General features: G+C 56.1%; 29 protein-coding genes and 2 tRNA genes. 22 read left to right on the top strand and 9 right to left on the bottom strand.

Annotated features, from left to right (window positions below):
* Positions 1 to 26 precede the first annotated feature (26 nt).
* The 8 genes from IE151_RS06790 (at position 27) to IE151_RS06755 (ending at position 9403) form a co-directional block, all read left to right on the top strand.
* Entirely contained in the window at positions 27 to 572 is a 546-nt protein-coding gene (locus IE151_RS06790) for a CDP-alcohol phosphatidyltransferase family protein (protein ID WP_189489190.1), read from the top strand.
* Positions 556 to 1749 (top strand): AI-2E family transporter, encoded by a 1194-nt coding sequence (locus IE151_RS06785; RefSeq protein ID WP_189489188.1) that lies wholly within the window; start codon positions 556 to 558, stop codon positions 1747 to 1749. Before IE151_RS06790 ends, IE151_RS06785 begins: the two co-directional genes overlap by 17 nt.
* Before the next feature lie 22 nt (positions 1750 to 1771).
* A complete protein-coding gene (locus tag IE151_RS06780) occupies positions 1772 to 2446 on the top strand; it encodes a P-loop NTPase family protein (RefSeq protein WP_189489186.1) in 675 nt (224 codons plus the stop codon).
* 91 nt (positions 2447 to 2537) lie between these two features.
* Positions 2538 to 2614: transfer RNA gene (locus IE151_RS06775), tRNA-Pro, on the top strand.
* Between the two features lie 62 nt (positions 2615 to 2676).
* Entirely contained in the window at positions 2677 to 2982 is a 306-nt protein-coding gene (locus IE151_RS06770; RefSeq protein WP_189489185.1) for an ETC complex I subunit, read from the top strand.
* Between the two features lie 40 nt (positions 2983 to 3022).
* Positions 3023 to 3099, top strand: a tRNA-Arg gene (locus tag IE151_RS06765).
* Positions 3100 to 3742: 643 nt separating this feature from the next.
* The gene (locus tag IE151_RS06760) at positions 3743 to 4981 is read left to right on the top strand and encodes a glycosyltransferase family 39 protein (RefSeq protein WP_189489184.1); all 1239 of its coding nucleotides are present in this window, start codon (positions 3743 to 3745) and stop codon (positions 4979 to 4981) included.
* A 912-nt stretch (positions 4982 to 5893) separates the two neighbouring features.
* Positions 5894 to 9403 carry an autotransporter domain-containing protein gene (locus tag IE151_RS06755; protein ID WP_189489183.1) on the top strand — a complete coding sequence of 1170 codons (3510 nt, stop codon included), beginning with the start codon at positions 5894 to 5896 and terminating at the stop codon, positions 9401 to 9403.
* Between the two features lie 115 nt (positions 9404 to 9518).
* Here the strand turns inward: IE151_RS06755 and IE151_RS06750 are convergent, their stop codons facing one another.
* Positions 9519 to 9734 (bottom strand): hypothetical protein, encoded by a 216-nt coding sequence (locus IE151_RS06750; protein ID WP_189489178.1) that lies wholly within the window; start codon positions 9732 to 9734, stop codon positions 9519 to 9521.
* Positions 9735 to 10099: 365 nt separating this feature from the next.
* Positions 10100 to 11344: a glycosyltransferase gene (locus IE151_RS06745; protein ID WP_189489176.1), complete on the bottom strand. Its 1245-nt coding sequence runs from the start codon at positions 11342 to 11344 to the stop codon at positions 10100 to 10102.
* A gap of 177 nt (positions 11345 to 11521) precedes the next feature.
* Here IE151_RS06745 and IE151_RS06740 point away from each other — a divergent pair, with 177 nt between their 5' ends.
* Complete coding sequence (locus IE151_RS06740) at positions 11522 to 12079, top strand: helix-turn-helix domain-containing protein (protein ID WP_189489174.1); 558 nt, start codon at positions 11522 to 11524, stop codon at positions 12077 to 12079.
* Positions 12080 to 12091: 12 nt separating this feature from the next.
* Positions 12092 to 12616, top strand: coding sequence for a GNAT family N-acetyltransferase (locus IE151_RS06735; RefSeq protein ID WP_189489172.1), 525 nt, complete (start codon positions 12092 to 12094; stop codon positions 12614 to 12616).
* Positions 12617 to 12659: 43 nt separating this feature from the next.
* Here the strand turns inward: IE151_RS06735 and IE151_RS06730 are convergent, their stop codons facing one another.
* From IE151_RS06730 to IE151_RS06720, 3 genes are all read right to left on the bottom strand, one after another.
* On the bottom strand, positions 12660 to 13079 hold the full coding sequence (locus IE151_RS06730; protein ID WP_189489170.1) for a hypothetical protein: 420 nt from the start codon (positions 13077 to 13079) through the stop codon (positions 12660 to 12662).
* Between the two features lie 142 nt (positions 13080 to 13221).
* Positions 13222 to 13395 (bottom strand): hypothetical protein, encoded by a 174-nt coding sequence (locus IE151_RS06725; RefSeq protein ID WP_189489168.1) that lies wholly within the window; start codon positions 13393 to 13395, stop codon positions 13222 to 13224.
* 15 nt (positions 13396 to 13410) lie between these two features.
* Positions 13411 to 13716, bottom strand: a complete 306-nt coding sequence (locus IE151_RS06720) for a hypothetical protein (RefSeq protein WP_189489167.1) — start codon at positions 13714 to 13716, stop codon at positions 13411 to 13413.
* Between the two features lie 363 nt (positions 13717 to 14079).
* Between IE151_RS06720 and IE151_RS06715 the strand changes: the two genes are divergently transcribed.
* The 5 genes from IE151_RS06715 to IE151_RS06695 all read left to right on the top strand — a co-directional run bounded on the left by IE151_RS06715 (position 14080) and on the right by IE151_RS06695 (position 16075).
* A complete protein-coding gene (locus IE151_RS06715; RefSeq protein ID WP_189489166.1) occupies positions 14080 to 14460 on the top strand; it encodes a YkvA family protein in 381 nt (126 codons plus the stop codon).
* A gap of 217 nt (positions 14461 to 14677) precedes the next feature.
* Entirely contained in the window at positions 14678 to 15088 is a 411-nt protein-coding gene (gene rnk, locus IE151_RS06710) for a nucleoside diphosphate kinase regulator (protein ID WP_189489165.1), read from the top strand.
* A gap of 252 nt (positions 15089 to 15340) precedes the next feature.
* Positions 15341 to 15514: a hypothetical protein gene (locus IE151_RS06705; RefSeq protein WP_189489164.1), complete on the top strand. Its 174-nt coding sequence runs from the start codon at positions 15341 to 15343 to the stop codon at positions 15512 to 15514.
* A 12-nt stretch (positions 15515 to 15526) separates the two neighbouring features.
* Positions 15527 to 15847, top strand: coding sequence for a DMT family transporter (locus tag IE151_RS06700; RefSeq protein WP_189489163.1), 321 nt, complete (start codon positions 15527 to 15529; stop codon positions 15845 to 15847).
* A 66-nt stretch (positions 15848 to 15913) separates the two neighbouring features.
* A complete protein-coding gene (locus tag IE151_RS06695; protein WP_189489162.1) occupies positions 15914 to 16075 on the top strand; it encodes a Thivi_2564 family membrane protein in 162 nt (53 codons plus the stop codon).
* A gap of 69 nt (positions 16076 to 16144) precedes the next feature.
* On the opposite strand, the gene IE151_RS06690 is transcribed toward IE151_RS06695, so the two are convergent.
* From IE151_RS06690 to IE151_RS06680, 3 genes are all read right to left on the bottom strand, one after another.
* Entirely contained in the window at positions 16145 to 16654 is a 510-nt protein-coding gene (locus IE151_RS06690) for a GGDEF domain-containing protein (protein WP_189489160.1), read from the bottom strand.
* Complete coding sequence (locus IE151_RS06685) at positions 16611 to 17156, bottom strand: GAF domain-containing protein (protein WP_189489157.1); 546 nt, start codon at positions 17154 to 17156, stop codon at positions 16611 to 16613. The genes IE151_RS06690 and IE151_RS06685 overlap by 44 nt, the downstream gene beginning before the upstream one ends.
* Positions 17157 to 17267: 111 nt before the next feature.
* Positions 17268 to 17471 carry a YMGG-like glycine zipper-containing protein gene (locus IE151_RS06680; RefSeq protein ID WP_189489155.1) on the bottom strand — a complete coding sequence of 68 codons (204 nt, stop codon included), beginning with the start codon at positions 17469 to 17471 and terminating at the stop codon, positions 17268 to 17270.
* 238 nt (positions 17472 to 17709) lie between these two features.
* Between IE151_RS06680 and IE151_RS06675 the strand changes: the two genes are divergently transcribed.
* The 3 genes from IE151_RS06675 (at position 17710) to IE151_RS06665 (ending at position 18823) form a co-directional block, all read left to right on the top strand.
* Positions 17710 to 17961 (top strand): GlsB/YeaQ/YmgE family stress response membrane protein, encoded by a 252-nt coding sequence (locus IE151_RS06675; RefSeq protein WP_189489153.1) that lies wholly within the window; start codon positions 17710 to 17712, stop codon positions 17959 to 17961.
* Between the two features lie 72 nt (positions 17962 to 18033).
* Positions 18034 to 18384: a VOC family protein gene (locus tag IE151_RS06670; RefSeq protein ID WP_189489151.1), complete on the top strand. Its 351-nt coding sequence runs from the start codon at positions 18034 to 18036 to the stop codon at positions 18382 to 18384.
* A gap of 130 nt (positions 18385 to 18514) precedes the next feature.
* Positions 18515 to 18823 carry a DUF982 domain-containing protein gene (locus tag IE151_RS06665; protein WP_189489149.1) on the top strand — a complete coding sequence of 103 codons (309 nt, stop codon included), beginning with the start codon at positions 18515 to 18517 and terminating at the stop codon, positions 18821 to 18823.
* 45 nt (positions 18824 to 18868) lie between these two features.
* Here the strand turns inward: IE151_RS06665 and IE151_RS06660 are convergent, their stop codons facing one another.
* Positions 18869 to 20062: a cystathionine beta-lyase gene (locus tag IE151_RS06660; protein WP_244636641.1), complete on the bottom strand. Its 1194-nt coding sequence runs from the start codon at positions 20060 to 20062 to the stop codon at positions 18869 to 18871.
* Between the two features lie 423 nt (positions 20063 to 20485).
* Here IE151_RS06660 and IE151_RS06655 point away from each other — a divergent pair, with 423 nt between their 5' ends.
* The 4 genes from IE151_RS06655 (at position 20486) to IE151_RS06640 (ending at position 24777) form a co-directional block, all read left to right on the top strand.
* A complete protein-coding gene (locus tag IE151_RS06655) occupies positions 20486 to 21511 on the top strand; it encodes an amino acid ABC transporter substrate-binding protein (RefSeq protein ID WP_189489470.1) in 1026 nt (341 codons plus the stop codon).
* A 96-nt stretch (positions 21512 to 21607) separates the two neighbouring features.
* Positions 21608 to 22798, top strand: coding sequence for an amino acid ABC transporter permease (locus IE151_RS06650; protein ID WP_189489147.1), 1191 nt, complete (start codon positions 21608 to 21610; stop codon positions 22796 to 22798).
* A gap of 1 nt (position 22799) precedes the next feature.
* Entirely contained in the window at positions 22800 to 23957 is a 1158-nt protein-coding gene (locus IE151_RS06645; protein WP_189489145.1) for an amino acid ABC transporter permease, read from the top strand.
* Between the two features lie 16 nt (positions 23958 to 23973).
* Positions 23974 to 24777 (top strand): amino acid ABC transporter ATP-binding protein, encoded by an 804-nt coding sequence (locus tag IE151_RS06640; protein WP_280517239.1) that lies wholly within the window; start codon positions 23974 to 23976, stop codon positions 24775 to 24777.
* The last annotated feature ends 44 nt before the right edge of the window (positions 24778 to 24821 follow it).

Below are 24821 nucleotides of genomic sequence, written 5' to 3'. Positions count from 1 at the left end.
CAAGAGAATAGGCGGAAGGAGGCGGCTTGACGATCCCCAATCTGATCACACTGTTTCGATTGGCGCTCGTGCCGGTTGTCGTGGTTGCGCTTTTGCAAGGCCGCTTCGACCTCGCCTTCGTAGGCTTTGTAGTGGCCGGGCTTTCGGATGCTATCGATGGTTATATCGCCCGCCGCTTTGATATGCGCAGCGAGTTGGGGGCTTATCTCGATCCTATCGCCGACAAGCTCCTGATGACCAGCGTCTTCGTCATTCTAGGAATGGTAGAGGCGCTTCCTGTTTGGCTTGTCGTTCTTGTCGTCTCGCGTGATGTCGCGATTATCGCCGCCGTCATGCTCTCTTTCGTGATGGGGATGCCAGTGACGATGCGTCCATTGAAGATATCCAAGCTGAACACGGGGGTGCAGATCGCGCTTGCCGCGATTACGCTTGGCCAAATGGCCTTTCTTGGTGCGACTGGTGCGCTGCACAATTATCTGGTTTATATCTGCGCGACGCTGACGGCCTTTTCTGCCGTGGCATATCTGGTGATCTGGCTGAGGCATATGAGCGGCAATGACAACCGAGCGTGAAAAGCAGAAGGCCGATGCGGTCGTCGTCGTGAAGCAGGCCAAGCCCGACAATCTGGCCCGGCAGATCCGGTTCTGGCTGATCGGCGCTGCACTTCTCGCGCTCTTTGTCTTCACCTTCTCCAATATCCTGTTGCCATTCGTCGCCGGCATGATCCTGGCTTATTTCCTCGACCCGGTGGCAGATCGCCTGCAAAGGTTCGGCCTGTCGCGCCTGATGGCAACGATCATTATCCTTTTTACCTTCCTGGTCATCCTTGTTCTGGCCGCTGTTATCCTTGTTCCCGTACTGGCCAATCAGTTGGCGGACTTCGTTAGCAAGCTGCCGGACTACATGACGCAACTGCAAACGCTGGTGACCAATTTTGATCCGCAATGGTTCGAACAGCGCTTCGGTGTCGACGCCAATTCCTTGCAGGAAGGCTTGAGCTCGCTTCTGTCGAACGGGATGGGCTTCGTGACGACAATTGCGGAATCGCTCTGGCGCTCCGGCGTTGCGATCTTCAACATAGCCGGGCTTTTTGTCGTGACCCCGGTTGTGGCCTTCTACATGCTCCTCGACTGGGACCGCATGGTGAAAAAGGTCGATAGCTGGGTTCCGCGTCAGCATGTGCATACTGTACGCCGGCTGGCGCGCGAAATCGATGCCTCCGCTGCGGGATTCCTGCGCGGGCAGGGTACGCTCTGTCTTATCTTGGGCGCGATGTATGCCGTTGGCCTCACTGCCGTCGGCCTCAACTTCGGCATCCTGATAGGCTTTTTCTCCGGCATCATCAGCTTCATCCCCTATGTAGGCTCTTTGGTGGGCCTTGTGCTTTCCGTGGGCGTCGCGCTTGTTCAGTTTTCGCCTGACTGGATCTGGGTAGCCGTTGTTGCCGGGGTGTTCTTTGCCGGTCAGTTTATAGAGGGTAATATTCTGCAGCCGCGACTTGTCGGCAAAAGTGTGGGTTTGCATCCCGTATGGCTTATGTTTTCGCTGTTTGCCTTCGGCTCGCTCTTCGGCTTTGCCGGTGTGCTGATCGCAGTGCCAGCTTCCGCGGCCGTTGGTGTGCTCGTGCGCTTTGCCATCGAACGCTATCTGAATTCTCCCCTGTATACAGGTGAGGATAGCGAGGACAGCGAGGGGCCGACGATTGACGCCACACCCAATAAGGTCGAACAGATCGGGAAAGGGTCCTGATAGTTCGAGTAATGCGTTGCCCATGACGAACACGCCACCACCGCGCCAATTGCCGCTGACGCTCGCTCACGAGCCGGCGCTGACGCGTGACGACCTGATTGTTGCGCCAGCGAATGCGGCGGCCGTTGCACTTATCGACCGATATCCGGAATGGCCAGCATCGGTTGTGGTGCTGAACGGTCCTGCAGGCGCGGGCAAATCGCATATTGGCGCTATCTGGCTTTCCGAGCAGGGCGCAGTGAAAGGCGACATCACCTCCATCGATGAGGCACTTCTTGAGGCAGCCCGCACGCATCCCATACTGCTCGACAATGCGGATGCGGGAAGAATCGATGAAACGGGGCTGTTTCATCTCATCAACGAGGTGAAGGCGCATGGCAGCCATCTTCTGCTTCTGGGCGCGGCAGGCCCGGAAAACTGGGCAATCGGCCTTCCAGATCTTCGCTCGCGCCTGCGTGCCGCAGCGCAGGTGGAAATCGAGGCGCCAGACGATTCGCTCCTGACAGGGGTCATCTTCAAGCTCTTCGCCGATCGTCAGATCGAGATCGATCCACAACTTGCGCAATTTATTGTGCGGCGCATAGAGCGCTCTCTGGATGTTGCGCGGCTCGTCGTGGAACGCATGGATCAACTGGCGCTGGAGCAAAAAAGCCGTATCACGCGTTCCATCGCCACGCAGGCGATCGAGACGCTTTGAGCGTAGCGTCAGTGCAGAATTTGCCGGATATCGAGTTTTTCCTCTTGCTTTCTCTCGGTAAAAAAAATACGAGCATGCACACAGTGCAAGACGGAGTGTAGCGCAGCCTGGTAGCGCATCTGGTTTGGGACCAGAGGGTCGGGAGTTCGAATCTCTCCACTCCGACCATTGCACGCAAAACGGGAATGGATTATTTTCGAGTTCCCGTATGCTTTTGATGACGAGGTTTCATGTCAGCGCGCATCTACAGCCCAGCAAAGACAGCAATGCAGTCCGGCAAGGCAAAGACAGGTGGATGGGTTCTCGAATTCGAACCTGAAATGCAGCGCACGATCGATCCGTTGATGGGCTATACGACCTCTGGTGACATGAAGAGCCAGATCAGGCTCTTTTTCGACACGCGTGAAGAGGCCGTGGCCTATGCCGAGAAGAACGGCATTGCCTATCGTCTGATGGAACCGAAGAAAACCAGTCGCGCCAAGGTTGCCTATTCCGATAATTTCCGCTTCGACCGCATCGTGCCCTGGACGCACTGAGCGATTGTCGAACCTGCCACTGGCGATTTCATCGCCGCGTGGTCCCGTAGCTCAGCTGGATAGAGCACCGGCCTTCTAAGCCGATGGTCGCAGGTTCGAATCCTGCCGGGATCGCCAATGATTTTTATAAACGATTGATTAGTCTGGTTATTTTCGTCGCGAATATAAAGGCTGGCGATGGCATCCGTGCTCCAGCCGAATAGTGCCTTCAATTCAGCCTGACTTCCGCCGCTTTCGGTGGGGATGTGCAAGAAGCTTTCGAGGGCATGCGCACATCTAGAAACCCCCGCCTCAACACACATACCAGCGAACCCATTACCAAATGCCGCTGCGCGTAGGAATGGCTTGCCGCGGACTCAGGGAGGTTCGAGGTTAGCTCTTACTTGTGTGTCGTTTGACGCTTGGGCGCGAGGTGTACTCTTCTGCAACATTACCACTCTTACTATGATTACTTTACCGTCATAGACAGCTTGCCAAATTAAAGGGGTTGCTTGGAGCTGCGATTTACTGTCTAAGTTCGCCGCGTGAGCGGGGGCTTAGACATGAATCCTATATTTGCAACGGTGTTAGGCTTAGTGGGTCTGTTTGGCCTTCTGGGCGGTTCCGTTTTCATGCTGGTAGCGTGGAAAATGAAGGAACGAAAGATCGTCGCAGCGTCTTGTGTGCTGGTTTTCGTGGGCGCTGCTGCGTATGCTTACGCTTATCCTCATTGGCAGAATGAAGCCTGGACTAATGGCGCGTGGCGCGAGGCTAGGCATCCGTGAAATATGTCGATAGATTTGTGCCGCATGTCGTAATTGCAGCGGTTTACACTGTGTATTATCGCTGGTTCTCTCTATTCGTTAAACCTAACGAACATCCAGATGAGAGGCACCATATCACCTATGTTATGGATGTCGTTCTCGGTGGGATAACTCCGAACTATACACCGGGCGTTAGCGCGGTTTACCTGGAGCACCCGTTTCTTTATTACTTCTTGACGGGAAAATTCGCGGCGTTCTTCGCTGATCCCGTCGTAGGTATGCACGTTGCGAATTACGGGTATGGTCTCCTTAGCGTTATCGTGATCTTCGACTTCGCGAAAACGATATCGGGCAATGCGATGCGCGGCCTTGTGGCGGCTGTGTGCGCCATTACGGTGCCGTACTTCGTTTATTTAGCGACCGGCGTAAACAACGATAACTTCGCAACCCTCCTGGTTTTTGCCACAGCGGCGGCTGCCGCGCGTTATCACGCATCATGTGATGCCAAGTGGTTCAATGCGGCTGTTGCGTTCGTGCTTCTTGCTGGGCTTGTTAAAGCAACCGCGGCGATACAGGCTGGTATGATTCTGCTGCCTGCTTGTTATGTTGCGCTTCGAAGCCGTGGCCTTAAGAGTATTCCGGAAACTATCATATCGCCGATGGTTGCCTTGCCACTTGCGCTCTTCTGTCTCTATTACGCTACTATCGTTGGGATTTATGGAGAGCCGTTCCCGCGACCTGTGAACTTTTACGTGATGGCGAAAGCTCAAGTGCCTCAGGCCTTCATGGCGGAGCCGATGGATATTGGTCGCTACCTCGATAAGTATGCCCGTGACATGCTGACGCAAATGTCCGGTATATACTCACATACGGTCTATCGTTACACGCAAGGTTATGTGAATTTCTGGTCGCTGGCGTACCTTGTTTCAGTTGCTAGTTGCTTAGTCGCGATCACAAGCGCTCGTCTTCGTTGCGTAGCCTTAGGCTTGCTTGGAGCGTTGGTTGTGTTTGGCCTCATGCACATCTTCATTATGTACCGAAATCACAGTGCAACGGGTTATCGCGGTGGCATTCAGTTTAGGTACTATCTGCCTGTCGTCCAGTTGATGTTGGCTTTTTCCGTGTCGGCGATCCTTAGTCTGCGGATGAGTTCCAACATTCGCGTGGGGCTGGCGATCTTGTGTATGTTCGCCTTCTTCGATCATGACGGTAAGCGTTACATGATGCCTGCTTTCATGAAATCACGATCGCAGTAAGTCACTCTACCATTCGCACGTCATCACCCGCCTTGAGAGGCGGGTTTTCTTTGAGCAAAGGAAGATCACATGAACGCAACCGTAGCCGGTGGCGCGCTTTGGGGAACCATTGCGCCAGGGAGATTCTGCTTGATCACATTGGGAGGAAACGGTGATCGAGCCGGCGACGGTTCACGTCGAAAATGACATTTCAAGGAACTGGTGCGTCGCTGGATGCACGTATTTTAACGATATCCCGCTCCAAAAGTACTGCGATGACTTCGGAAGCTTCTTTCACGAGCTTTGAAAGCTCATCTTCCGAAAAGTGGTCTGGATGGTCTGCCGCATCCGATAACTGGGTGACCAGCTCAATGCCTCTCAAATGTATTTGCAATTATATCTCCAACATTAGAACTGCACTCTAGACCGTTAGATGATCTCGAGCAAGGAAGGGAGCGCGGCCGTACGGGGGAAGACAAACAGAATCGAGATTTGGTGGATTTATCCAACGCTTCGAATCGAGCGCCAATCATGGCTGTCCTGATGATCTGCGGGGCGATGGGTATCGATAAGGTCGAGCTACGTCCAATGCGGCGACCAGAGACTAGTGCTATTTGCGGGATGTGCGGACGGTCCGTGTTTCGATAGCAAGACGCGGCCGGTTCAGGCCCCGAAGGCGGATTATTCGCTGAAACGATTGACTTTGTCCGGAAACACCTGCCTACCTTGTCATCAAGATGAGCGGGGTAGTTAAACCATAAGGTGCTCATCAAAAGGGGCGGGGGCCTTATGAAAAGTCAGGGTGGATTTGGCGCACTGGGCGCACGATGTTTAGCGCGAGCTATTGCGGGGTGCTTCAGTGCGGGGATAGCGACTATTCTCCTTGTCGCCATATGCGCGACGGCCACTCAGCCCGCGAACGCGCAATCCCTGATGATGCAATGCGTCGCCGGTTCGCCACAGGTGGCGGGGGTAGGCGAGAACTTCGGCAACCTGCACGTTTTCATCTACAGTATGTCGAATGGAGCTGGCGCCTCCGGAGTTGCAGTCACATTCACAAGTCCGGCGGAGGGGGCTGGAACTGATCCGGCGCAAATCACGGAGATTACGGACTCAAACGGCCAGATCAATTTTACGCCCACCGCCAACGGGATAGCTGGCGCTTTCAATTTGACGATAGACGGGGGTGGCGCAGCAGTACAACCCGGCTACAACTGCTCGCCCAATTTCGTCATTCAGGCGGCACCGCCCGCCGCAATTGTTGTCGACGGGGGAACCGGACAGTCGGTGCCCGTCCATACTGCCTTCGCGGCGCCTCTGAAAGCAAAAGTCATCGATGCCAGTGGCAATCCGGTGCAGGGAGTCACCGTGACTTTCAATGAACCCTATCCGGGACCTTCCGCCCGATTGTCGTCTCAAACGGCGGTGACCGGCGCGGACGGAATTGCGAGCGTTACGGCGCAGGCAAATGGAGAAGCGGGTTCTTATTCTGTCTTCGCTATCGCCCCCGGTTTGGCAGCGGTCGGTTTCACGCTGACCAATTATGGTCCTCCAACAGCGAGCGCAACCACTACACTGGTGAACGCAGGGAGCGTGAGTAACCCTGTGAATCTCGACATTGAGGGTGTGGATGTTGTGTCTGTCGCAGTTGCGTCTGCTCCTTCCAACGGCGCAGTGAGCGTGTCCGCTTCAGGGATGGAGATTGTCTATACTCCTGCCCCGGGGTTCCACGGTACCGACAGCTTCACCTATACCGCGACAAACGCTGCGGGCACGTCTGCACCGGCCACGGCGACCATACAGGTGGCCGCACCGCCGCCCGTCATTACCTCCGTTCTTGTGCCTGCAAGTGATGCCTATGGCGTGGGCGCGGATCTAGTTTTCACAGCCAATTTTGATTCTCCCGTCATCGTCAATACTGGTGGAGGAATGCCATACATTCCGGTGACCGTGGGCAGTACAACCCGCCGGGCGACTTATCTGGCGGGCAGCGGTTCGACCGCAATAAATTTCAGCTTGACGGTAATGGCGGGAGACCTGGACACTAATGGCATACAACTCGGATCGGCGATCGAGCGTAATGGTGGTGCCATCCGGAACGCAGCAGGGACAGAGGCAGTTTCTACGCTGAATAATGTTTCGTCGACCAGTGGCGTCCTGATTGACGGTGTCGCTCCCGCAGTTCTCTCGACCGGCGTCGTCGGAAGCCCGGCTCCGGATACCAAAAGCTTGACCTTTCAGGTGGTTTTCTCCGAAGTCGTTACCGACTTTACCATGAGCGACCTGATACTCACAATGACTGGTACAGCCGTGGGAACGGTGTCAGCGCTGCAGACGGCAGATAATATCAGCTATCTGGTGCAGATCAATCTGGTGTCGGGATCCGGGACGCTGCGCCTGGACGTCGTATCGGGTGCAGCGCAAGACAGGGCTGGAAATCGCAATGCCGCTTTTGCAAGCGGATCGCCTTGGGTGGTGGCGCCCGCGACAATCACCCTGTCGCCAGTATCGGGTGTTTTGCCCGCGATCACCGGCGGTAGCACATACGCACAATATTTTGGCGCAACCGGCGGAACTGCACCTTATGCCTTCTCCTTGACCGCGGGGAACCTCCCGGCTGGGCTCACTCTTGGGACCGATGGCTCTCTCAAGGGAATACCCTCCGAGGCCGGCAGCTTCACATTCACTGTAACCGCCACTGATGCCAATGGGGACGCAGGCATGGGCAGCTACACGCTCGGAGTTGATGCTCCGGCTATATTGGTGAGCCCGCCAAGTCTTCCTGCCGGCAGGATCGGTGCAGCTTTCGGTCCAGTGTCGATCACCGCTTCCGGTGGCACGTCAACTCATAGCTTCAAGATAACAAGCGGCAGGCTTCCCGACGGCTTGGTGCTCGGGACGGACGGAGTGCTTTCTGGCGTTCCGACTGAAGGCGGCAGCTTCAATTTCACGGTTGCTGCGACCAATGCGGAGGGCTTCAGCGGCACGCGGGATTATGCGCTAAACGTGGAAAGTCTCGTATTGCCGGTTGCCCGGGATCACACGCTCACCGTTTTGGCTGGCACGAGCGGGACTCTCGACCTGACGCAGGGTGCGCAGAACGGGCCCTTCGTGTCTGCGGCTATCGTCACGCCACCTGACAAGGAAGCGGGAGAGGTTCATGTAAAGCGAGAGGCTGCGGCTTATTTGCTGCATTTTACTGCCGCAGGCGCGTTCGCCGGCACGGTGCGCATGACCTATACGCTCTCCAATGCCGACGGCACATCGGATCCGGCGACAATAGCCCTTACGGTAGTCGCGCGGCCCGATCCCTCGCTCGATCCCGAGGTGGCCGGTCTTTTACGTGCGCAGACACAGAGTGCGAAGCGCTTCGCCAATACGCAGATTACCAATTTCAGCCGCAGGCTGGAACAGCTTCACGACGAGGGTGATCGGCGCAAGAACTCGGTCGGGGTAAATATAAATGCGCAGATGTCACAGCGTGCCAACGCATTTGTCGAGGAGGAAGACCGCGGTGATGTCGCCGCCCGCGAAGCGCTCGAGCGGGCAATGCCGACGACAAGTGAGAAGGCTTCCGTCGAGCCGCTGTTTGCTCCAGTGCCTGAAGGACGCGACAGCAACTGGGCCTTCTGGACCGGGGGCTATGTCAATTTTGGTACAAACGACAATAATGATTTCAATCTGGAACACACGCTCGTCGGGGTAAGCGGCGGCGCCGATTATCGCTTCAGCAGAACGTTTACTGCCGGCTTCGGCGCAGGCTACGGCCACGAGAAAACCGATGTCGGCTCCCATGGCACCGAGAGCCGTGCGGAAGCCTTCTCACTTGCCGCCTATGGCAGCTATCGGCCCGCACCTGGCATCTTTTTTGACGGCTTGGCGGGTTACAGTACACTCCAGTTCGATAGTCGCCGGTTCGTGACGGCGACTGAAGATATAGCCAGGGGAAAACGCAGTGGCGACCAATGGTTCGCCTCTATTTCTACGGGCTATGAGCACCGCCGGGACGGCCGTCTTGTCTCGCCATATGCCCGCTTGTCCGCGTCGCGCTCAGTGCTTGATGGCACCACCGAGACGGGCGCCGGTATGTGGAACCTCGCCTATGGAAGGCAGTCACTCGACGCGCTGTCGGGCACCCTCGGTATGCGCTTCGAACAAGCGATTCCCACTGCGTGGGGAGTGCTTACGCCGCGCGGGAGGGTGGAGTATACTCATGACTTCGAGGGGTCGAGCCGTGCGAGCCTGGGTTATGCCGATCTCGATACCTTGCCATACGCGCTCGATATTGAAGCTTTCTCGCGCGACAATCTCGCTTTGGGAATTGGTCTTGATGCGCAGACCAGCGCAGGCTGGAATCTCGGCGTCAATTACTCGACCGCCTTCGGCACTGACGGCGACAGTCGGAGCCATAGTTTTGCTATCAAGTTGGGAAGCCGATTTTAAGCTGTGAGGACGCAGGAGTGCCTGATCCTTCTGGTCCGGCGCTCCTGTTCCTTATCGCTCCGACAGATCCCGGCCAAGCCGCCGGCTGCCTGGCGGTAGCTTAGACGCTCGGTGTTTACTTTGATCCGCCCTTGGCTGAATCATTGTGTTTGTTGTGCTGACGGCTTTCCTGGTTCATGCCGCCACGGCTGACCGGGAACTCGCTCTGTCGAGCCTCCTGATTTTTCAGATTGGTTCCAGGTGCGCTGTCGATTTGATCGTCGCGACGGTGGTAATCGTCCCGTCGTTCAAACGTCCGCACCTGCTTTTCATGCGTTTTCTTGCCAGTCATCTTGTCCTCCTCATGACATGCAGACGCCGGTTCAGATTAGCTATTTTGTGCGTCCGCTCTGATTGGGGATTAGGGCGCCGGTCCGCGTAAATCGTTACCGACGTCGCCTTGGAAAACTGTTTTCGCCATCGATCCTCCGGGCCGCGCCCTGTGCACCCTTGGGGGCGATGCCTGGATTTAGTGCGAGGTCGTCGGTCAGTTCCACTTCCCCAAAATTTCAGGTTTCGAATGCTTCTTCATCGTTTCTTCCTTCGTTCCAAGAGAAACAAAGGTGGGGCATAAGGGTTTCACGACCCCGATCGAAATTCGCTAGGGAGATAGCAGAAGGATTAGCTGGGATATCCGATTCATGCCCGGCGAAACGATCAAGCTCGAGATGATCGGATTCGAGACGTGATGAATGCAGCAGCCGTTCCGGCGCCGTTTTCTGCCTGCAGGGCGTCTCCTAATGCGGAAGCTTGCGCACGCATGGCCGGCTCGTCGCAAGCGAGAAAAGCAGTCGCCAGATCATCGGCTGTCATCTTTCGTCTGTCGAGCGGTTTCGGTCCGACGCCGAGCTCCTGCACACGGCGTGCCCAGAACGCCTGATCACCGAAGAAGGGGCAGATGACGGTTGGCTTGCCTGCCCGCAGCGCCGCTCCCGTGGTGCCGGCACCTCCGTGATGCAATGTCGCGTGCATGAGTGGAAACAGGTGATCGTGTGGCGCGCCGGCAATCACATGGAGGGAGTGGGACGCGCGGGCTTGCTCCAGCGCCCCTCCACCCGTCGCGAGCAGGCCGCGTTTGCCGGCGCGGCGCAGGCCCTCTATCACCAGTCCTGTCAAATCTGGATCGACGCCCGGCATGCTGCCGAAGCCTACATAGATTGGCGGTTCACCGGCAGCGAGGAAAGCAGCCAGTTCGGCATCGGGATGCCAGTCAGGCGTGTCGAGAAACCAGTAGCCTGTCACGGCAACGTCAGGCCCCCAATCAGAGGGCTTCGGGACCATGTGCGGGCTGTAGCCGTAAAGCGTTCCGGTGAGCCGTGCGGGCTTACCTCGTGCGGGGAGGTCGAGCGCTTCGTCCCGCCATGCTTGGATTGTTTTCGAGAATATGACCTTGCCGCCATGGATCATCAGCGCGTGACTGATGCGATTTAACGGTCCTAGCGTGGAAAAGGGCAGAAGGGGTGTCGGGAAGGCGGATGTCGGTGTAAAGCCTGGCAACGGGGAGGCGAGAAAGAGGGGAACACCGAGCTTCATTGCGATATGAGGAGCGCCGAGTGCCTTCGGATGGAAGACGATGGCATCGGGCTGGAATGCTCGGGCGGCTTCCCATTCCGCGTCGAGTACATGGCGGGCAAGAAGGCGGTAGTGCTTGATAAGTTTGAAACCGACGCTAAAGCCGGCGCCCGATTTGCCTATCAGTGCTTTCGTTTCCGGCGAATCGAGCATGGCCAGAAACTCCGCGGGCAGGGGCGAAAAATCTATTCCTTCTGCTTCGGCCATGTTCGCAAACTGCGCTGGGGCCACGAGCATCACCTCATGACCTTCTGCCTTCAGTCGGCGCGACAAAGCAAGGTAAGGTTGCGTGTCGCCACGCGTGCCGAGCGTGTGGATGATGATCCGCATTTTCTAAGCTCACTCTTGAGATTCGCGGGTCGATAAGAATCCCCGAAGAGATCCTTCAACGGGCTACTCGCAAAATATGCTGGAGACGCAGGTTTCAGCAATGAGCCGCCATGCTTTTCCCTCCCAGTACGGAATTTAGCTCTTGGCGAATATCATATATGAGATTAATTATCAAATATGGAAACACCTGCGCAGCATGATCAGCGTCTAGCGAACCATCTCCATCTGCTCCGAAAGGAGCGTGGGTTGACTCTTCAGGATCTTGCCGACCAAAGCGGCGTGAGCCGGGCGACCTTGTCGCGTGTCGAAAACGGTGAGGTCAGCCCAACGGCAGAGACGCTGGGGCGGCTGGCCTCGGCTTTCGCACTGCCCCTTTCTCAGCTTCTGGCGCCCCTTGAGCAGGAGTTTCCGGCGCTCGTACGCCAAGGTGATCAGAGTGTATGGACTGACCGGGAAAACGGTTTTGCTCGCCGTGCCGTTTCACCTCCGAGCCGCAGTTTGAAGCTCGAGATGATTGCGTGCGAAATTGCTCCTAATCAGCGCATTACCTATGATCACCCGGCATTTCCCGGGCATGAGCACCATCTCTTGCTGTTGGCTGGCGCCCTCCTTCTTACCGTCGATGGTGTCCAATACCAACTGCATCCGGGCGACTGTCTGCGATACAGGCTGTATGGCGCTTCGTCTTTCGAAACTGGCGAACAGTCCGCTCATTATATCATCGCCATGGCTTGAGGAGTCGGCCTTATGAATGTGCAAATCGTTGAACTCGACGCTCCCGCCATCGAAAAGAGGCTTCTGGCACTCTCCAAGATCCTCGCTGATAGCGTCGCCGATGGCGCAGCTGTCAGTTTCATGATGCCGTTCTCCTATGAAGATGCGGCACTGTTTTGGGTAACCCAGGTTCAGCCGGAGATGGCCGTCGGGCGCCGGAGAGTTTTTGGCGCGGAGCGCGACGGGGAGCTGCTTGGAACCGTCCAGCTCATCACCGGCATGCCACCAAACCAGCATCATCGCTGTGAGATTGCCAAGATGATCGTCCATCCGCGGGCACGAAGGCTCGGTATCGGCCGAGCGCTGATGAACCATGCGCTCAAATGCGCGCGGGAGCTCGGAAAAACCCTTGTAACCCTCGATACCAGAACCGGCGATGTCGCGGAGCCGCTATATTTTTCGCTGGGTTTCGAAGTTGCAGGCGTGATTCCCGATTTTGCCTGGAACCCGGACGGCAAAGCCCGGCATGCCACCACCTATATGTTCAGACGCCTCTAAGGAGCCTATTGCCCCTTGGGGGCCGATCAATCCTGAAAATGTATCAGGTTCTTGGAGCAAGATCAGTCTCGAACGTAAGGGCTCGTCCAGAGTTCGGGTCAAGCTCGCAGCTGAAGGCAAACGTGGTCCAGTCATTGCCCGCACGTACCTGCCCTGAACCTTTCAGTAGCCGGTCATTCTCGAGCGTCAGCGTTTTTGGATCGTCAGTGCCGAGGAATACGCGGTCGGCTTGCTGATCCCACTTTTGAAGCGCGGCAATAGCAGCCGGACGGCAGATAAACTCCGCAACTTTCTTTGCATTGTTCCATTCCGAAGCCAGCTTACGCTCTTCTTGCGAGGGAAGCAGATCGATGTTGCGCGAGATTATCTCTCGTTGCGGTGGTGTAAGGGATGTGCCGGGATCGCTTAGGGCAGGGGAAATCGCCGCGAGGCATAGTCCAGAAGAGAGGAACAGTCGATACAAGGCTTGAACTCCTTCAATGACGGGGAAAGTAGCAATAGCGCCCATTGCCGGCAAGCGCGGAGATGGAACGCATAATGCTGAAAAAGGGGAGGTTGCCGCGCAACCTTCTCACCAGGAGCAGTGCTTACCGTTCCCACCGACGTCAATCCCGCAGACCGGGCATGTTTGTGTCTGGAAGCGCCGGTTCATCTTCCTCCTGCTTATGCCGATGCAGTGCTTCGTTTGCTTCGATTGGCTCAGCGTGAGGCGATTTGTCCGAATCGAGCGGCGCAGTCCTGGTCAGATCGCCAGGACTGTTTGCCATTTTCGCTTTCATCGGTTTCTCCCTCCATTAGAGCTGATCATTGTACTGGTCCTTTGTCTCGCCTACGCGCTTTGCGAGATGCGAGAAGTCGAACGCGCGTTGATCGCTTGTTTCATTGGCGATCTGAAGCAGTCTGATAGGGAAGCAAACGGCATCGCGGTGCGCTGGCGACAGCTGATCCACAAACCTTTCATCGCCGCGTGCGGCGGCCTCAGCCTTGCGCAAGGCCGTGTCCACGTCTTCGGTCGTCAAGAGACCTTTTTCGACGAGTGCTTTGTTGACCGACGCGATGGCAAGACAAAGGCCTTCAAGTTGCAGATTGGCTGTGTTCATGGCTGGTCCCTCCATCATTGAGATGAAGGTCAACAATCTCAGCGGTCAATCGATCCGGTATGTCCGAATTGGAATTATTTCTTGGTCTTCTTTTCGCCGAGCAGAGGTGCGGCATTTGGGCTGGCTGCGGAGGCTTTCGGCTTCTCCTGCTTCGGTTTCCTGACTTCGCGATTACTCTTTTTTTGACCTTTGGCCATGGTGATTTGTCCTGTTGCACTCCAGCATGATCGCTGCGGCAGAATTATCATCGCACGTTACCATCGCTTTGTCCGATAAATCGCGCAGGGGAATTGACAGATGGCGCAGTGTGGGGCGTTTGGTGAAGGAAAGTATGCTTTTTCAGACGAAAATATCGAGAAGCGGATGGCGTGGGAAAAAGCTACGAACTGGGCACACGCGTTGAGGCGCGATATCGTGGCGCTCTGGATTGCGGCACGCGATCCGCGCACACCTGTCCGTGCAAAAATCCTTGCAGCTGCGGTGGCGGCTTACGCGCTCAGCCCGGTCGATCTTATTCCCGATTTCATCCCGGTACTGGGATATGTTGACGACCTGTTGATCGTGCCCTTCGGCATCATGGTCGCCGTCCGAATGATTCCCCCATCTCTGATGACCGAGTTCCGACAGCTTGCGCTGAAACAGGAAATTAGACCGACCAGCACGGTTGGCGCGGCGATTGTCATCCTCATCTGGCTTCTCGCATCGGCTGCAATCATCTATTTTCTCTTATATCAGCCTAGCTGATCTCCTCCTTGACTTTAGGTCACCAGCCAACCATCGTCGGAATATGTTGAGATTTGAAAGAAGCGCCCTTACTGGCCGCGTGACGCGCGCCAAACCATGGATGCCCCGAACCTAGTTCGCGCAAGGCGCCGTAGGTATCGGGGTTATCCGCTTTCTTTCCTTTCAATTGGACCGCTCTCGCTGTTGGCTGAGAGCGGCGATTACAGCGAACATAGCTATGTCCAAAAAAGTGGGCGCACGCCCGGCAATTACCGTTTGCGAAGAAGACTTCGACGCAATCATGCGCATCGCGCTCGCTGCAGCCGAGAAATCATTGGCAGTAGCCGAGGAGATAATTTCAGAGCTTAACCGCGCAAAGATCGTGAAGAGCAGCAAATTGAAGCCGGGAATCGTCAGGATGGGTTCGGTTGTCACCTATTCCATGTCAGATGGTGCCGAGCAGACGGTTACCCTCGTTTATCCGCGTGACGCCGACATTTCCAAAGGGAGGGTGTCGATCATGACGCCAATCGGTGCCGCTCTTATAGGACTCCCCGAGGGAAAGAGCATCGATGTCATTGATTGGAGTGGGCGCACCAAGAAAATAACCGCGTTGAAGGTACTTCCAGCCGAACGTTCTCCGACGTAGCGGGTTGGTTGCGCATTATTTCAACCTGGTTACTGCCCGCCACTTCTGGAAAGGTGGCGGGCAGTGAAAATGCTTCAAATGATCTCCGGCGCACGAATCTTTGCCTGCACCATGCACGGCACAACCTACTGCGCCAGTCGCCGCCCTTGATCTTGACACCATACGCCCGGACGTTAGAAGGAACTTCGCGCGGGACGACCTGCGTCTTTGACCACTATCCGGGACGACCCGATCCACCAGAAGGAGATCGGCGTGGCTGGTCCGGTAGAACAATTTTTCCATCAGTTTGATTTTGATGCGCGCGAGTTACGCTGTCACAAGATCGCCTTTACCACTTCCGCCTTTTATATGGTGCTGACCGTTACGGGCGAGAGCAGGGGACGAATTCCGTTTATTCTTAAAGATCGTGACGCCCCTTGGCTGTAACGGAGGCCGGTCATGGCTTGGACTTATCTATTTGCAGCCGGGCTTCTCGAAATCTTTTGGGCCTATCAAATGAAACGTTCGGAAGGGTTTACGTTGCTTGCGCCAACGGTGCTGACACTGATCGGCATGATTGCCAGCTTCGGGCTGCTGTCCGTTTCGATGAAGACCCTGCCGCTCGGCACTGCCTATACTATCTGGACGGGGATCGGAGCGGTCGGGGCTTTTGCCATAGGCATCGCAGCGCTCGGCGAGGCGGTCACTCCAATGCGCCTGCTGGCGGGTGCGCTGATCGTTAGCGGGATCGTGCTGATGAAGTTGTCTAGTCCGCATTGATCGTGTTGCGGAACTTAATTCCCTCATGAAGAGTTTATTCAAGCAATTCAATAGAGGGGACTTTTCATGAGTTTGCTGATCGGCGTTCTGGTGACGTTTCTCGTCATCTTCCTCGTGCTTTATCTGATCAACATGTTGCCGCTCGACAGCGGCGTGAAGCAGATCGCACGCGTCATCGTCATCATCATTGGCGTCATTGCGCTGCTGCGATATCTCGCAGTCTTCTGACAACGCAGCAAGATAATATGGAGGAAGCGGCGCGATGGTTTCATTGCGCCGCTTCTTCGCGCTTAAGACCTATCTCTGCGAAGCACCGACATTATTATCATTATCCTGCCGGGCGACATCATAGCGATTCCGGCCCATCTCCTTGGCGCGGTAAAGCGCAGCATCCGTCCGCCCCATCCAGGCCTCAACCGTTTCATGGCTGGCATCCCAGGCTGCGATGCCGAAACTTGCGGAAATTCGACATCCTGTCAGGTTTTCCATTTCGATTGCCGCGATCGCCTGACGGTACCGCTCAACAGCAACGACCGCCGCCGCTTCGTCCGTTTCGGGGAGCAGTATCGCAAATTCTTCGCCGCCTATGCGTCCCAGAATTTCGCCGGAACGCATTGCACTGGTCACAGTCGCTGCCGTCCGCTTGAGCACAATATCCCCCTGCGGGTGCCCATGACGATCGTTGATGCTCTTGAAATGATCGAGATCGTAAAGCGCAAGCGATAGCGGTTTACCGGAACGCTTATGGCGGGCGACCTCGTTTTCAGCCTGCTCCAGAAAAGCTCGCCGCGACCACGCGCCGGTCAAGGGATCGCATGGCTATCTGGCGCAGATCGAAATAGCCCATCGCGACCTTCGCAATATCGCTCAATATGCTGAAATCCCGGGCCGAGAAGCGCCGTGGCGCGAAATCGCAAATGCATACGGTGCCGACATTATAACCATCGGCTGTCGTCAATGGTACGCCGAGATAGCTGCGAATGTGGGGATGGCCGATAACGAGGGGATGATTCCTCACCCGCTCGTCGCGCGTCGTGTCTTCGATCGCGAGCACCTGTTGCTGACGGATCGTGTATTGGCAGAAGGTCAGCTCGCTAGGCAGTTCGGATTGCTCCATGCCAATGGAGGAAACATACCATTGCCGTTTGTCGTCGATCAGGGACACGATCGCGATTGGCGCGTGAAACACTGAAGCGATAAGATCGGAAAGAGGGCCGAATTCCGGGTTTCGGGTCTTTCCCCAGACAGCGATACGATTGACGGCGGCGAGGCGACCCTGGGGATCGTTCAGTTTTGCCTGATGACGCACGCCGTTATCCTTTCCTGCCGACCGACCCAAGTTCAGACGCGGGTACCGTGATTGGATGACAATCACAAGGCGGGTGCGTGATTAATTTTTAAGCGACAGCGACGTTTGGTGTTAGCGCGAGGCCCCGATGAGTGCGCCTGTTGCGGCGCCGCCGAGACCGCCCACGATGGCGCCGCCTGAGCCGGCGATCGCGGCACCTGCCAATGCACCGCCGCCGGCACCGATCGCGGCACCGGATGCCGTGCGCATGGCCTGCGACGAACCGCAACCTGCGACCGAAAAAGCCAACGCGGATATGATGATGATGTTTTTCACGGGAGCGTCTCCTGAACTCTGGGCAACTCGAAAGGCCGCAGCCGGGCGACCGGAGTGTGCAGCTCTGCATCTTCGAAGCTGCTGAATTGCGGGGACCCTAAAACCTTTACAGTTAATAAGACGTTGACTTGGCGGGGGAGGTTCGGGAACCGCTCACGGTCTGCCGCGTTGCTACCATGCCACTATATTTCAGATGGCGGGAGAGGGCGGGCGCACTTGCCCGATAAAGGAGAAGATCATGGACGAAGCAGGTATTGGCTGGATCGCAGCAATCATCATCGGCGGTGTCGCTGGCTGGCTCGCCGAGCAATTCATGAAGAGCAATATGGGCGTCTTCATGAATATTATCCTGGGTATTGTTGGTGCTATCATCGCCAACGCTATCCTGGGCATATTCGGGGTCGCTCTGGGCGGGTGGCTTGGTTATCTCATTGCCGGGTTCATCGGCGCGTGTATCCTGATTGCCGTCGGACGAATGTTACGACGGTGAACCAGCTCCCAATCCAAGAAACTCACAGGCGGCGATAAGCCGCCTGCTGTGCTTTGAGGGAGGAAAAGGACAATGAAGATCAAAACCATCGGCGCGGTACTTTGCTCCGCGCGGTTCGAAGAGGCAATTGGCTGGTTCGAGGCGCTTTTTGAGCGGGCACCTGATGCGATGCCGATGCCCGGAGTGGCGGAGTGGGAATTTTCTGCTGCCCTCTTTCAGTTGGTGGATGAGCCGCAAAGAGCTGGAACCGGGCGAGCCACGATCTTCGTCGATGATCTCGACGTAGAAATTGCCGGACTTGCATTGAAGAACGTCGCCGCCTCGGAAATTACCGAAGGAACGATCTCGCGTTTGATCGAGATAGAGGATCTGGATGGAAATCTCATTGCTTTGACACAGCCGCGCCAGGTCTGGTCATTATGAATTTTTACATGCGCGGGAACACATTCGCGATTTCATGGTTAACATAGGATTCCGATCGACAAGAACGATTGACGCCAATGGCTAGCGCCAGCCGGCAATAACGGCCGGAATCGCTGGACAGGAGGCTGAAATGATGACTGCAGACTTTCTGCATCCCATAAAAGTCCGCTGTGCTGTCGATAATAACGTAAGAACAATCGACGATATCAGCAGCATGAAGGCGTTCTTGGACGCGTGGCCTGCCGAACGGCGGGGCCCGGTCTTCAATTGCGCAATGAATTGCTGTCAGGGATCGATGTCCGGTCACATATCGGTTGAAGATGCACGCCGTTCATTCGTGAGCTTTGCGCGCATCACGAACATCCTGATCGATGGTGGCGATGATACGGTCGCGGCACAGGGCACGATGCGTACGCCGCACTTGCCGATGGCACATTGACTTGGCAAGGAAGGCTCACAGCAATTTGGGAGCCTTCCTGTACTTTTATCCAAGCTTCGTAGCGGTGAGGGCGCACGAGAGGTCGTCTTTCAGGTCCTCGACATTTTCAAGGCCGACCTGAAGCCGTATTAACGGGCCTGCATAATTGCCTTTCGTTACTGTGCGATCGGCCAATGAGACGTGTACGGCGAGGCTTTCATAGCCGCCCCAGGAATAGCCCAGGCCAAAAATCTGCAAAGCGTCGAGGAACGCGTGAGCTTCAGCAAGCCCGCCGCCCTTCAGAACTATGGAAAACAGCCCGGAAGATCCCTTGAAATCGCGTTTGAAGAGCGCGTGTTGCGGATGACTCTCCAGACCCGGATGCAGCACCTGTGCGACGGCCGGTTGAGTTTCGAGCCAGTGTGCAATGTCGAGGGCGCTCTTCTGATGATGATCCAGTCGAATTCCCATAGAACGCAGGCTGCGAAGGACCTGATAGGCATCATCCGAAGTCACGCATGTGCCAAGCAAGGTTTGCGCCTCATCGAGCCGTTCCCAGGTTGCGGCATTCGCGGAAACAAAGCCCATGAGGACATCCGAATGACCAGCCGGATATTTCGTTGCTGCATGGATGCTGATGTCGACGCCATGATCGAGCGGTCTGTAGAAAAGCGGCGTTGCCCAGGTATTGTCCATCATCACGACGGCATCGCGGCTATGAGCAATTTGGGCTATGGCATCTATGTCCTGCAGCTCAAATGTATTGGACCCTGGCGATTCGGTGAACACAATGCTCGTATTCTCGCGCATGAGACCTTCGATGGCCGCACCGATATCGGGAGCGTAATACGTAACCTCGACTCCCAGTCGCTTCAGCATCTGGTCGGCAAAGCGGCGCGTCGGCCCGTAAAGTGAATCAACAATCAGCACGTGATCGCCGGCTGAGGCGAAGGCGAGTAACGGGATGGTGACGGCTGCCAGCCCTGAAGGCACAAGAATCGTTCCCGCCGAACCTTCCATCGCGTTCACTGCGTTGCCAAGGGCTGTCGTCGTCGGTGTTCCGTGGGTTCCGTAGGTATAGGCCTGATTCTGCGTCGCCATCGTCTGCGCGTTCGGGAAGAGGACGGTCGAACCGCGAACGATCGGTGGATTGACGAAGCCATGGCAGTCAAATGGATCGCTGCCTATGTGGCCAAGACGCGTGTCCCTGCCCATCTTCTCCATCTTCGCATCTAACGGCTTGCTCTTCACCTGTGACATGTCGCTTTCCCGGTTGTTTCAATCCTTATGTTAATGCGCCCCCCAGACTCGTCTGCGCAAGCGCAAAATACAGCCTATAACAACGCGCTAGCAGTGAGATCCCTTGACGCGAAAGTGAACGCGCCGCGAATCGAAAAACTATTGCGTCCATGCGCTTTTAACGAGCAATTCCGTGCCGTTTTCATCATCTTTCTGCACGGCGAATAAGCATTTAGTCTCAAACCAACTGAAAATCCCTGTTTGCCTCTGGCCCATTGCTCATTCGCCCTTGACCCAACACGAAGAATGAATTTCGATGACGGCACGTGAATGGGAGGCGGGGCGAAGCTTCCGTCGGGATTGGTTCGTTTAGTGAATCGTCGGTTCACGGCCGAAAAGCGGGTGCTGGTAGGGGCATCCTCAGATAAGAGGAATGAGGGAATGATGAAATCCATCGCGACATTGGCAGGTGCGGCCGTTCTGGCTGTCGCTGCTTCGGGAGCATCGGCTGCAACGCTCGACGACGTCAAGGCACGCGGAGAGCTGGTTTGCGGTACCAATACCGGCCTTGCAGGCTTTGCAGCACCGGACAATGCGGGTAACTGGACTGGTCTGGACGTCGACTTCTGCCGCGCTGTCGCTGCGGCGATCTTTGGCGATCCAGCAAAGGTTCGTTTCGTGCCGTTGAGCGCGAAGGATCGGTTTACCGCCCTGCAATCGGGCAACGTCGATCTTCTGTCGCGTAACACGACGTGGACGATCAACCGCGATACGGCGCTTGGCCTCAACTTCGTAGGCGTGACTTATTATGATGGTCAGGGCTTCATGGTCCGCAAGGATCTCGACGTCAATTCGGCCCTTGAACTCGGCGGGGCAACAGTTTGCGTACAGGCTGGTACCACGACCGAGCTGAACATGGCCGACTATTTCCGAGCCAATAACCTCGAATACAATCCGGTCGTTTTCGAAGCGCTTGCCGAAACCACCAAGGCTTATGAGGATGGTCGCTGCGACGCCTACACCACCGACGCGTCGGGTCTGTACTCAACCCGTCTCCAGCTCGCCAATCCCGACGATCACGTCGTTCTTCCCGACCTGATCTCCAAGGAGCCGCTTGGCCCTGCCGTTCGCAAGGGCGACGAACAGTGGTTCTCGGTCGTCAAATGGACCTATTTCGCTCTGCTGAATGCTGAAGATCTCGGTATCACCCAGGCAAATGTCGAGGAAATCGCTGCAAAGGCCGACGCAAGCCCGGAAATCAAGCGTGTGCTTGGCACCGAGGAAGGCTCCAAGATCGGTACCGACCTTGGCCTCGAAAACGATTGGGTCGTCAAGATCGTCAAGGGCGTCGGTAATTACGGTGAAATCTTCGAGCGCAATGTCGGTCAGGGTAGCCCGCTCAAGATCGATCGCGGCCTGAACAAGCTCTGGAACAAGGGCGGCCTGCAATACGGAATGCCGATCCGCTAAGGCGGACGGCCGAGGAAACCGTCTCGTAATGACGGACTCAATGAAAATGGCTTGTGCCGGAGGCTTTTGCGCCTCCGGCATCCAAGGGGGAACCGAATGTCTGCAACAAGCGTAGCGTTGGGAGCCTCTCCGCAACGTTCATTTTCGTTTTACGATCCGCGAGTGCGTAGCGTTATCGTGCAAGCAGTCGTGCTTATCGCTTTGATCCTGTTCATCTATTGGGTCGTGGGCAACACGATGGATAACCTCCGTCGTGCCAATATTGCCTCCGGCTTCGCCTTCTTGAACGGCCGTGCCGGCTTCGATGTCAGCCAGTCTTTTGTTCCATACAGTTCCAATTCGACCTACTGGGATGCGTTGAAAGTCGGATTCCTGAACACATTGCTCGTCGCGATTATGGGCATTGTCACAGCGACGATACTTGGCTTCATCGTTGGCATCGCTCGTCTTTCGAAGAATTGGCTGATCCGCAAGATCGCGATGGTTTATGTCGAGGTGTTTCGGAATATCCCGCCGCTTCTCGTCATTTTTTTCTGGTATTTTGGCGTGCTGGCCGTTCTGCCTTCGGCGCGCGAAAGTCTTGAGCTGCCGTTCTCCAGCTATATCAACAGCCGCGGCATGTTCATGCCCAAGCCCATCTTCGCCGAAGGTGCATGGCTTATCGGGGCAGCTTTCATTGCCGCGCTCATTGCCGCGTTTCTGCTGTCTCGTTGGTCGAGAGCCCGCCAGGCTCGTACGGGCCAGACCTTCCCGCTCATCCGCTTCAATCTGGCTTTGATCTTCGGTTTGCCGATCCTGGCTTATTTTCTGTCGGGCCAGCCGATCAGCTTCAACTACCCGGAGCAGGGCAGGTTCAATCTCACCGGCGGCATGCAGCTCCTGCCTGAGTTCCTGGCGCTCTATCTTGCTCTGTCCTTCTATACGGCCTCTTTCATCGCGGAGATCGTTCGCGGAGGTATTCTGGGTGTGCCGAAGGGACAGTCGGAAGCTTCCTACGCGCTGGGGCTGCGTCCGCGTCAGGCATTGCGTCTTGTCGTGGTTCCTCAGGCGATGCGGATCGTCATTCCACCACTTTCCAGCCAATTCCTCAATCTGACGAAGAATTCTTCGCTGGCTATCGCCATCGGCTACCCCGACATCGTTTCGGTTGGCGGTACGATCCTCAACCAGAGCGGACAGGCGATCGAAGTCGTCGCCATCTGGATGCTGATCTTTGTTGGGCTGTCATTCCTGACCTCGATGCTGATGAACTGGTTCAACGCCAAGATGGCCCTGGTGGAGCGCTAAAATGCAAGAAAACAATATCTCGTACGTGCGCACCAGTTTTGCCGATCCGCAAAAGCCACCGGCGGGTCAATCGGGGCCGGTTTATTGGCTGCGCACCAATCTGTTCGCGACGCCAGCCGATGCGCTCTTCACATTCCTGGGCCTGGCCTTTGTTGCCTATTTTGTGCCCCAGATCATCAGCTGGGCCTTGATCAATGCCGTCTGGACGGGGCCTGACCGGACCGCCTGTCTGACGGCGGCGCAAGGTGGCATGCAGCCGGACGGTTGGTCAGGCGCGTGCTGGGCCTTCGTCGAAGCTAAATTCGGGCAGTTCATCTTCGGTCGTTACCCGCTGGAAGAACGTTGGCGGCCTATATTGGTCGGCATCATGCTCGTCGCATTGCTGGTACCCCTGATGATGCCGCGGGTTCCGCGCAAGGGCCTCAACGCCCTGCTGCTCTTCATCGTCTTTCCCGTCGTGTCGTTCTACCTGTTGGTCGGCGGCGCCTTCGGTCTCCAGCACGTCCGCACTGATAGCTGGGGCGGGCTGCTCGTCACCCTGGTGCTGTCTTTTGTGGCGATGAGCGTGTCTTTGCCGCTGGGTATCATTCTGGCCCTTGGCCGACGGTCCAACATGCCGATCATAAAGCTGATTTCGGTGATCTTCATTGAAACCGTGCGCGGTGTGCCTCTGGTCACGGTGCTTTTCATGGCGTCGATCATGTTGCCGCTCTTTCTGCCCGCCGGCACGAATTTCGACAAGTTCCTGCGTGCGCTGATAGGTGTGTCGCTATTTGCCTCCGCCTATATGGCGGAAGTCATTCGCGGCGGCCTGCAGGCAATTCCGAAAGGGCAGTTCGAAGGTGCAGATTCGCTGGGACTCACCTATTGGCAAAAGATGATTCTCATCATTCTTCCGCAGGCCATCAAGCTCGTGATCCCGGGAATCGTTAACTCCTTCATCGGTCTGTTCAAGGACACGAGTCTCGTCTACATCATCGCGATGTTCGACCTGCTTGGCGTCGTGCGCCAAAACTTCTCCGATGCCAATTGGGCAACGCCCCAGACGCCGACGAGCGGTCTGGTCTTTGCAGGCATCATCTTCTGGCTCTTTTGCTTCGGCATGTCGCGCTATTCTATCTTCATGGAAGAGCGTTTGAACACCGGACACAAACGATAATTCGAGGGAACGAAAAATGGCCGCTGAAAATCTGATACAGGCAGAAGAGGTTCGAGCCGACACCTCGAAGATGCGCGTCTCCGACACGCAGGTTGCCGTGGAAATTCAGAACATGCACAAGTGGTACGGTGATTTCCACGTGCTGCGGGATATTAATTTGAAGGTCATGGCCGGCGAACGCATTGTCGTCTGCGGTCCTTCAGGATCTGGCAAGTCAACGATGATCCGCTGCATCAATCGTCTGGAAGAGCATCAGAAAGGCAAGATAATTGTCGAGGGAAAGGAACTCGGCAATGATATCAAGAAGATCGATGAAGTTCGCCGCGAAGTAGGCATGGTTTTCCAGCACTTCAATCTCTTCCCGCATCTGACGATTTTAGAGAATTGTACACTCGCCCCCATCTGGGTGCGCAAGATGCCGAAGAAAAAGGCCGAAGAGATCGCGATGCACTATCTGACGCGCGTCAAGATCCCGGACCAGGCCAATAAGTATCCGGGACAGCTCTCAGGCGGTCAGCAGCAGCGTGTCGCGATTGCGCGCTCGCTGTGCATGAACCCGCGTATCATGCTCTTCGATGAGCCGACCTCGGCGCTTGATCCGGAAATGATCAAGGAAGTGCTGGAAACTATGGTGAGCCTTGCCGAAGAAGGCATGACGATGATCTGCGTCACCCATGAAATGGGTTTTGCCCGCAAGGTCGCCAATCGTGTGATCTTCATGGACCAGGGCCAGATCGTCGAGCAAAACACGCCGGCCGAGTTCTTCGACAATCCGCAGCATGAGCGCACCAAGCTCTTCCTGAGTCAGATTCTTCATTAACTGTCGCAAAATATTGAAAACAAAAAGGAAACCCGGCAATGCCG

Source organism: Limoniibacter endophyticus (assembly GCF_014652835.1).
Lineage (GTDB): Bacteria > Pseudomonadota > Alphaproteobacteria > Rhizobiales > Rhizobiaceae > Limoniibacter > Limoniibacter endophyticus.
Note: the sequence above shows the minus strand (reverse complement) of the source record. Positions and strands in the feature narration are given on the sequence as shown.

Bases quoted from the DNA above. Each gene is read 5' to 3' on its own strand.
- IE151_RS06650 (WP_189489147.1), top strand. From the start codon at position 21,608: ATGTCTGCAACAAGCGTAGCGTTGGGAGCCTCTCCGCAACGTTCATTT.
- rnk (WP_189489165.1), top strand. From the start codon at position 14,678: ATGTCCAAAAAAGTGGGCGCACGCCCGGCAATTACCGTTTGCGAAGAA.
- IE151_RS06755 (WP_189489183.1), top strand. From the start codon at position 5,894: ATGATGCAATGCGTCGCCGGTTCGCCACAGGTGGCGGGGGTAGGCGAG.
- IE151_RS06660 (WP_244636641.1), bottom strand. From the start codon at position 20,062: ATGTCACAGGTGAAGAGCAAGCCGTTAGATGCGAAGATGGAGAAGATG.
- IE151_RS06720 (WP_189489167.1), bottom strand. From the start codon at position 13,716: ATGAACACAGCCAATCTGCAACTTGAAGGCCTTTGTCTTGCCATCGCG.
- IE151_RS06745 (WP_189489176.1), bottom strand. From the start codon at position 11,344: ATGCGGATCATCATCCACACGCTCGGCACGCGTGGCGACACGCAACCT.
- IE151_RS06640 (WP_280517239.1), top strand. From the start codon at position 23,974: ATGGCCGCTGAAAATCTGATACAGGCAGAAGAGGTTCGAGCCGACACC.
- IE151_RS06655 (WP_189489470.1), top strand. From the start codon at position 20,486: ATGAAATCCATCGCGACATTGGCAGGTGCGGCCGTTCTGGCTGTCGCT.
- IE151_RS06725 (WP_189489168.1), bottom strand. From the start codon at position 13,395: ATGAAAGCGAAAATGGCAAACAGTCCTGGCGATCTGACCAGGACTGCG.
- IE151_RS06785 (WP_189489188.1), top strand. From the start codon at position 556: ATGACAACCGAGCGTGAAAAGCAGAAGGCCGATGCGGTCGTCGTCGTG.
- IE151_RS06780 (WP_189489186.1), top strand. From the start codon at position 1,772: ATGACGAACACGCCACCACCGCGCCAATTGCCGCTGACGCTCGCTCAC.
- IE151_RS06665 (WP_189489149.1), top strand. From the start codon at position 18,515: ATGATGACTGCAGACTTTCTGCATCCCATAAAAGTCCGCTGTGCTGTC.
- IE151_RS06645 (WP_189489145.1), top strand. From the start codon at position 22,800: ATGCAAGAAAACAATATCTCGTACGTGCGCACCAGTTTTGCCGATCCG.
- IE151_RS06695 (WP_189489162.1), top strand. From the start codon at position 15,914: ATGAGTTTGCTGATCGGCGTTCTGGTGACGTTTCTCGTCATCTTCCTC.
- IE151_RS06700 (WP_189489163.1), top strand. From the start codon at position 15,527: ATGGCTTGGACTTATCTATTTGCAGCCGGGCTTCTCGAAATCTTTTGG.
- IE151_RS06735 (WP_189489172.1), top strand. From the start codon at position 12,092: ATGAATGTGCAAATCGTTGAACTCGACGCTCCCGCCATCGAAAAGAGG.
- IE151_RS06670 (WP_189489151.1), top strand. From the start codon at position 18,034: ATGAAGATCAAAACCATCGGCGCGGTACTTTGCTCCGCGCGGTTCGAA.
- IE151_RS06770 (WP_189489185.1), top strand. From the start codon at position 2,677: ATGTCAGCGCGCATCTACAGCCCAGCAAAGACAGCAATGCAGTCCGGC.
- IE151_RS06740 (WP_189489174.1), top strand. From the start codon at position 11,522: ATGGAAACACCTGCGCAGCATGATCAGCGTCTAGCGAACCATCTCCAT.
- IE151_RS06675 (WP_189489153.1), top strand. From the start codon at position 17,710: ATGGACGAAGCAGGTATTGGCTGGATCGCAGCAATCATCATCGGCGGT.
- IE151_RS06715 (WP_189489166.1), top strand. From the start codon at position 14,080: ATGGCGTGGGAAAAAGCTACGAACTGGGCACACGCGTTGAGGCGCGAT.
- IE151_RS06750 (WP_189489178.1), bottom strand. From the start codon at position 9,734: ATGACTGGCAAGAAAACGCATGAAAAGCAGGTGCGGACGTTTGAACGA.